This window comes from Acinetobacter sp. UBA6720, assembly GCF_002454215.1.
GTDB lineage: Bacteria > Pseudomonadota > Gammaproteobacteria > Pseudomonadales > Moraxellaceae > Acinetobacter.
This window is the reverse complement of record NZ_DKIK01000089.1, coordinates 153,443-155,128: the sequence shown is the minus strand read 5'-3', so window position 1 is coordinate 155,128 and position 1,686 is coordinate 153,443. Positions and strand designations below refer to the sequence as shown.

Genomic DNA, 1,686 nt, shown 5'->3' with positions numbered 1-1,686 from the left:
AACATCAATCACTTGGTTGATATAGTCGTTTTTCAGTACCACGTATTTGCTTAAAATTTGTGGTTTTTCACCTGAAAAGTCGATTTCATAACGCGACATACCAAAGTAGCTATAACTGGTTTTGTAGCGGAAGCTCAGCGTATTCCAGTTAAAACGGACAGTAACTTTATCGCCATCACGCTCAATCATTTCGATGTTGTTCACATTGTGACAAGTACGTGTGTCTGGCATAGTCGCAGAGGAGCGTTCAGTTTTAATGCGGAACACACGGTCTTCTAAACCTTGGCGGTCTGGGTAGTAAATCAGTGAAATTTCAGACTGCGGATCTGTAGTCAAGGTATCGTCGTCATCCCATGCAGGCATCCAAAATGATGCAGAAGGGGCATAACATGCAAGCCAATCGTCCCATTGTTCATCATCTAAAAAGCGTGCTTCTTGATATAGAAACTGACTGACTTGTTCGATGCTAACGGTATTGAGTGTTGTCGGAGCATTCATGCAACTTCTCCTTGTTCATTTGCAGTTTCAACAGCCAGTACTTTTTCATTCGCAATGGCAATTTTCATCATGTCTAACCAATGTTGGTGCTGTGCAAGATAGAGGCCTTCATCTTCAGTTTTGACACCTGAAAGTTTTGGTTTTAGACCAATTTCATTGGCAGCATCATCCGGGCCATGAATCCAATGTTTTGAACCGCGGCACATATCGTTCCATTCCAGTTCAATGCCTGCATAACCTGCTTGGCATGCACGGAATTCCTCCAAATCATCCGGTGTTGCCATGCCTGAGGCATTGAAGAAGTCTTCATATTGGCGAATACGGCGCGTACGTGCTTCCGTGTCTTCACCCACAGGCGCGATACAGTAAATCGTCACTTCGGTTTTATTGACTGAAATCGGGCGGAGTACACGAATTTGTGAACCGAACTGATCCATCAAATAGACGTTTGGATAAAGACATAAGTTACGTGAACGCTCAATCATCCACTTCGACATTGCTTCGCCAAATTTTTCAGAGTATTCGTCGGCTTTCGGGAAGTTTGGACGGTCTTCTGGGTTCGCCCATTGTGTCCAAAGCAGCATGTGACCATTGTCAAAACCGTACGAACCACCGCCTTGTTTACCCCAAGCGCCTGCGCTCATGGCACGGATGTTGTCACCCGCTTGTTTTTCTTTACGCTGTTGAGTGGTAGCAGCATAGTTCCAGTGTACCGCGGAAACATGATAACCATCTGCGCCATTTTCCGCAGTCAATTTCCAGTTGCCTTCATAAGTGTAGGTAGACGCACCACGTAAAACTTCGAGACCTTGTTCAGACTGATCCACAATCATGTCAATGATTTTGCTGGTTTCGCCTAAGTATTCTTCTAAAGAGGGAACATCCGGATTTAAGCTACCGAACAAGAAACCTTTATAGTTGCCGAAACGTGCGACTTTTTTCAGATCGTGTGAACCTTCGTGGTTAAAACAGTCTGAATAACCGGCGTCTGCTGGGTCTTTAACTTTTAAAAGTTTGCCAGAGTTGTTAAATGTCCAACCGTGGAAAGGGCAAGTATAGGTTGCTTTATTGCCACGTTTATTACGACAAAGCTGTGCACCACGGTGTGAACAAGCATTGATCATGGCATTGAGTTCACCATTACGGTTACGTGCAATCAGAATAGGCTGACGGCCAATATACGTCGTG

The 1,686-nt window shown here is 44.6% G+C and carries 2 protein-coding genes; both read right to left on the bottom strand.

The annotated features are described in order from the left end of the window. Positions 1–498, bottom strand: a 498-nt coding sequence (gene benB, locus B4F08_RS08445; protein ID WP_291374121.1) for a benzoate 1,2-dioxygenase small subunit, incomplete at its 3' end; no start/stop codon positions are given. Continuing rightward, on the bottom strand, positions 495–1,686 hold a 1,192-nt coding region (gene benA, locus B4F08_RS08440), incomplete at its 5' end, for a benzoate 1,2-dioxygenase large subunit (RefSeq protein ID WP_291374120.1). The genes benB and benA, both read right to left, overlap by 4 nt.